The following is a 5,041-nucleotide window of genomic DNA, read 5'->3' on the forward strand; positions in this document are numbered from 1 at the left end:
CACAACCTCAACATCAGATCCGTATGCAACGCCCACAGGGATGACGATACGCATGTGCCGGTCCGACAGGGTCCAGTTGGTTACCGGGTTGGCTATCAGATCACTGTTGGGGACGATGATTTCCGATTGGTCAAAGGTCTGGACTATCGTGGCCCGGGGGCCCAAGGATACAATTTGCGCCCATTGGCCGTCGATGGTGACGTAGTCGCCCACCTTCACGGATTGCTCGAACAGCAGGATCAGGCCGGAGACAAAGTTGTTGACGATGCTCTGCAACCCAAAACCGATGCCGATGCCCAGGGCACCGCCGATGATGGTGATATTGGTCAGGTTTAGACCAAGGGCCACCAGCGCCATGATCAAACCCACCAGGATGATGAAATAATGCAGGATACGGGTGATCGAAACCTGGACCCCCAGCTTCATCTCGTGCCTGGGAAACACCCGTTCCATAAGGATGGCCTGCAGCGTAAGCGACAGCAAGGTCGCCCCGTATATACAGGCCAGCGCCACCAGAACCAGCCCCATGGTGATCGTATACCCTTTGACGGTGAAGCCGAAAGAGAGTATCGCATGCATGGCGTCGGTCAGCCGACCGTAAACCCGCCAGGCACTCAGAAAGTAGCTGATAAGAAGAATAATAATGCTGATGTTGAACACCGGTGCCAGGCGGTTGACGATGGACTCACGGTTCTTCCGTAAAAACTCGATCCGCTGAATGGGCCGGCTGCGGAAAAAAATATTCAGAAACGGCTTGACCGATACCAGCAGGACATAGCCAAAAAGGATAATGTACAGGGACACCGCAGACGATTCGAACACATACAACGCCAGGAAACTATAGCCGAGTGCCTCGCTGAGAAAAATCGCCAAAAAAATGAGCCCGCCGAGGCGCAGCGCCCATTCGTTTGGAACCGCCTGTGACGACCGGGTGCTGACGATCGTCGGCCAAAACCAGAAGATTGCAGCGATCAGGGCGGCAACGGATACGAAAATCCGAAACAGGGGCATCGGTAGCGTGATGAGCCGGAACAATGCGGTGATACAAACGAATATCGCCAGCCCATAGAACAACCGCGCTTCCCATTGACGCTCCGCGATACCCCCCAGCAATGCCGCCCCCGAAACGGCGATGATGACCGCAAGAATCAACCCCCAGAGCGGTGGGGTCGCATTGAACGCCCCGATGAGAATGAAAAAGCCGATAAAGGAGCCCGCGGCGACGGGCCGGCGTGCGAGGATACCCTGACCTGCATGGGTTTTCAGGTAGTTACGGTTGCGCCGGATCACTCCCGTGATGACCGACATGATCAGAAGCTGGGCCATGACCACCCATTTTCCTTGAGCAAGAAAGGCGTCGTCCGGCCAGGAAACCCTGCGAATGCCTTGACGCAATTCCACCAACAGCTGTCGATTGAACGGTGCGTAATAGGCGAATGAAAAGAGGGACGGGATCGATTGGCGAAGATACTTAAGGGGTGCCTGGTCAATAAACTTGTCATCGATGGCGTTGAGGGTGTGGATGCGGCTTTGGATGGTGATGGCATCGAGTTGCGCCGTCAACAGCCGGTTGACGTTTTCAGTGATGATTTGTCGAGCGTTATCGATGGCCTGGCTGGCCGCATCAATGGCAGCCTCTACACTGTCAGTGATTATCCGGGGCGGCAGTGCTGTCTGCAATTCAAGCCAACGGCGCTGTTCGTCGTCCCAGAATTGCTGCGCCTGCTCAAGGTTGTGTAAGGCCGAGGTTATCGGTTCAAGAATTTCCTCGAAGGCCTCCTTCTGGGCATTGAGGCTGAATTGCCAACTGGTGACATAATCAAAGTTCAGGTACAGTCGATCCGGATCGAGCAATTTTAGTCGCGTTTCGAGTTCCGACAGGTTCTCTTTGATGGCGACAAACGCACCGGCGGCCGCATCGGCGTCCGGAAATGCGGCAACGCGATTCTCCAGGTCGGTCAGCTGTACTTTCAATTCGGCGGCCCTCAGGATCATTCCGGCCACCGTCAGCGAGGGAGCTGCAGCCTTTTCTTTTACCGCGGCTGGCGCGGTGGATTGAATGTCCTCTGCGTGCGCGTTCGCCGGCCATAGACAGACAAGGCATGCCTGAAAAAGTATAAACACGGATATGAGTGGGTTACGGTATATGATAATTTTGTTCTCTGATTAAGGGTGATAAGACCTTCTACATCTGGCTTTCAGGAGCGATTTTCATGAACCAGGCCTTGAAACGGCGCCACCATCTTGTCAACGGTTCCTTGGTCTCGATTACATCTTGGTTGTCGATCCGGGCGTGCCATTCAAGCTTACCCGCGTCGTTTTCGAGTACCCGATAGGCAAGCGTCGCTATTCGTTCATCACCGTTGGTTGTGTAGTTTCTGGCCATGGACGCAGAGTCAATGAGCAAGCCCATCTCAGCGTTGATTTCAATCGATCGCGGATCAAGATTCAGAGACCCGATGAACATGTACCTGTGATCAATTATAATGGCCTTGGTATGCAGGGTAAGCGCATCCGGATCATCTTCATTACCGCTCAGTTCACGGGCCGCGTTGGCACGCATTTCATACAGTTCGACACCAGCTCTGATGACATCCCGGCGGTAGCGCGCATAAGCAGAATGCACCGGCACATGATTGGTCGAAGCCAATGAATTGGTCAGGATCACAACCCGCACCCCTTTGGCCACAAGATCACGGACAAACTGCACACCGCTCTCACCGGGAACATAGTAAGGTGAAATAAATACTATTTCTTTTTCAGCGGCTTCCAATATCTGACCCAGGTCTTGGGCGAGTTTCATGTGCGCATCGTCAATCACGTTTATCAGTTTGTCGGGATCGTCGGACAGCACTCTTGCCGGTCCAAAATACAGCGGCTGTCGATTTGCGAGGAGATCCTGGAGCAGCTGGCTACTTAGCGCTTTTCCATATACGGTGTCATAGATCCCGTCTAGTTCTTCGGCGATGTCTGCTCGAATGTCTCCCAGGTCCTCACTTTTTTCATCCTCGATGAATTGTTCGATGGGTACGGCAAGTGCGTGGTTCCAGTATTGGTCGAAGGATTCAGATATTGCTGCCGCGATGGGGCCCACCGCCAACACATCGAGGTCGACAAACACCGCGTTCTCTTTGAGCTGAAAGTATTCATCGGCAATATTTCGTCCGCCAACGACGCTGATCGAATGGTCCACGGTAAACGATTTATTGTGCATGCGCCTGTTCGCCCGATTGAACTGGCCGACAAAATTAAACGCATAGATGCCGCTTCGGGAGACGGGGTTGAATATCCGGATCTCGATATTGGGGTGTTTATTGATCAATAGAAAACTGTCATCAGGAACGGTAGTAAAGACGTCATCCAGTAAAAAACGGATTCGAACACCCCGATCCGCCGCGTTGAGCAGCGCGTTGGCCATCACCGCCCCGGCAGTGTCGTTTTTCATTAAAAAATACTGCAGATCGATGCTTTTTTCCGCTTTTTCGGCCAACCGGAGTCGGGTACCCAAAGCGTCCATGCCTTGAATCAGCGGATAGAAACCGGATTGATTGACATGTTGAGCGGTTTTGTTAGCAGCGTATTGGCCCAACACCGTATCATCCGCATCGATGATTGCTGTGCTGTAGGATTTTGGTTGTTCCAAGGATACCGTTGCACAACCGGTCAACATCCCAATAAAACTGAATATGGCCAACACATTGCCTAACTTGGAAGCAGTCATCTCAAGACCTTTCGTAAACCGACAGTTTGCCGGGTGAAGGACTAAAACCGAATGGTTGCATAAATCTGGGGCCCCCAGTACTCGTAGTCCACCGACCCCTTCCAATCGCTGTCATCCAGATCTACGTCCAGCTTGAACCAGTTTACCGCCAACCCCAGTCCCAGGTTGTTGAACACCCAATACTCCGTGCTGAGCCTCAGGTTCGTCACGCTGCCGGAGAAGGAAAAAGTGTCGTCATCCAAATCCAGGGCAAAAACCTGCCCGTGAAAACCAGCGGACCACCTGGGGGTGAAATAATAATCAAAAAAGAGCCCCAACAATGGCATGGGCGCATCGGCATCGGCCGATACGGAAAAATCGGCATCCTGGTTGTTCAACGAAGCCGACCCCAATACACTAAACTCCATGGTGTACCAGTGCACACCCAGAGAAGCCCCGAACTCGTATTTATCCTCGTTCATGAACGAATAGGAATAGGCAATGGGGACGATTTGAAATTTGAATTCAGTCGACAAACTGGCTCCCACGGGATACGTTTCATCTCCAATAGTCAGCTCCCTGTTAGCGACGGCACCGGCATCTCGCGTGAAGTCAAAGTAGGCCAACGAAAGACGATGCTTTCTGGCAAAGCGCCAGCTTGCGTCTCCCCAGAACGTCGTTTCATCGCTGGATAGACCCAGGTCATCCTGCAAGTTGACTTCGGTGCCGATCCCAAGGGAGGTGTCCACTTGGGCGCTCGTATCAAAACTGGGCAGGAACACCCCACCGGAAATAGTGAACGTTTCCTCGCCGGGATTGATCCAGTCTCCTGCGTGGGTGGTATTGGGTAACAAGGCAGCCCCAAAAAGAAGCAGGGCAAATAAGAGGTAACCTGGTCGTCTCATGGCTAATCCCTCATTTTCAAATTTAGTGTGCTGATTCATTTTGAAAAATCAAAAACGCGTTGCCAGTCGTTTTTCATGCTGATCACCTGCCAGCCGTTTTCCGACGCCAGCTGATCGACCTTTTCGACGGCATATTCGTATTCCCGCTCAGGGTCGTCATGATTGACGATCATTTGCAGGTCGGGGGTCGCGGGGTTTTTGTCGTCCGAATACCCCAGCATGTCCCGATCCCCCTCCGAGTTGCCCACCGCGATGATGGGGCGTTTGCCGACCATGCGCAGAATATTGACCGGTTTGCCTTTCTCGTCGTTGACCGGCTCGACAAAGGCGTGTTCGCGCCGAAATTCAGATCCGTTGGCGTGCTCGATCCACGTGGTCATCACCTGGGTGCCAATGGCATTCTCTACGGGGAGCCCGATGGACGTTTCAATCATGG

The 5,041-nt window shown here is 53.0% G+C and carries 4 protein-coding genes; all 4 read right to left on the minus strand.

Features of this window, described 5'->3' with window-relative positions; genetic code table 11:
- On the minus strand, positions 1-1,995 hold a 1,995-nt coding region (locus tag ABYV26_RS20655), incomplete at its 3' end, for a mechanosensitive ion channel family protein (RefSeq protein WP_372683248.1).
- 190 nt (positions 1,996-2,185) lie between these two features.
- Positions 2,186-3,721 (minus strand): phospholipase D family protein, encoded by a 1,536-nt coding sequence (locus tag ABYV26_RS20660; protein ID WP_372683249.1) that lies wholly within the window; start codon positions 3,719-3,721, stop codon positions 2,186-2,188.
- Between the two features lie 41 nt (positions 3,722-3,762).
- Positions 3,763-4,605, minus strand: coding sequence for a hypothetical protein (locus ABYV26_RS20665; RefSeq protein ID WP_372683250.1), 843 nt, complete (start codon positions 4,603-4,605; stop codon positions 3,763-3,765).
- A gap of 35 nt (positions 4,606-4,640) precedes the next feature.
- Positions 4,641-5,041 (minus strand): hypothetical protein (locus tag ABYV26_RS20670; RefSeq protein ID WP_372683251.1); only part of this gene is annotated, 401 nt, incomplete at its 5' end.

This window comes from Desulfosarcina sp. (genome assembly GCF_041551955.1).
In the GTDB taxonomy this organism is placed as follows: Bacteria; Desulfobacterota; Desulfobacteria; order Desulfobacterales; family Desulfosarcinaceae; genus Desulfosarcina.

Bases quoted from the DNA above. Each gene is read 5' to 3' on its own strand.
- ABYV26_RS20665 (WP_372683250.1), bottom strand. From the start codon at position 4,605: ATGAGACGACCAGGTTACCTCTTATTTGCCCTGCTTCTTTTTGGGGCT.
- ABYV26_RS20660 (WP_372683249.1), bottom strand. From the start codon at position 3,721: ATGACTGCTTCCAAGTTAGGCAATGTGTTGGCCATATTCAGTTTTATT.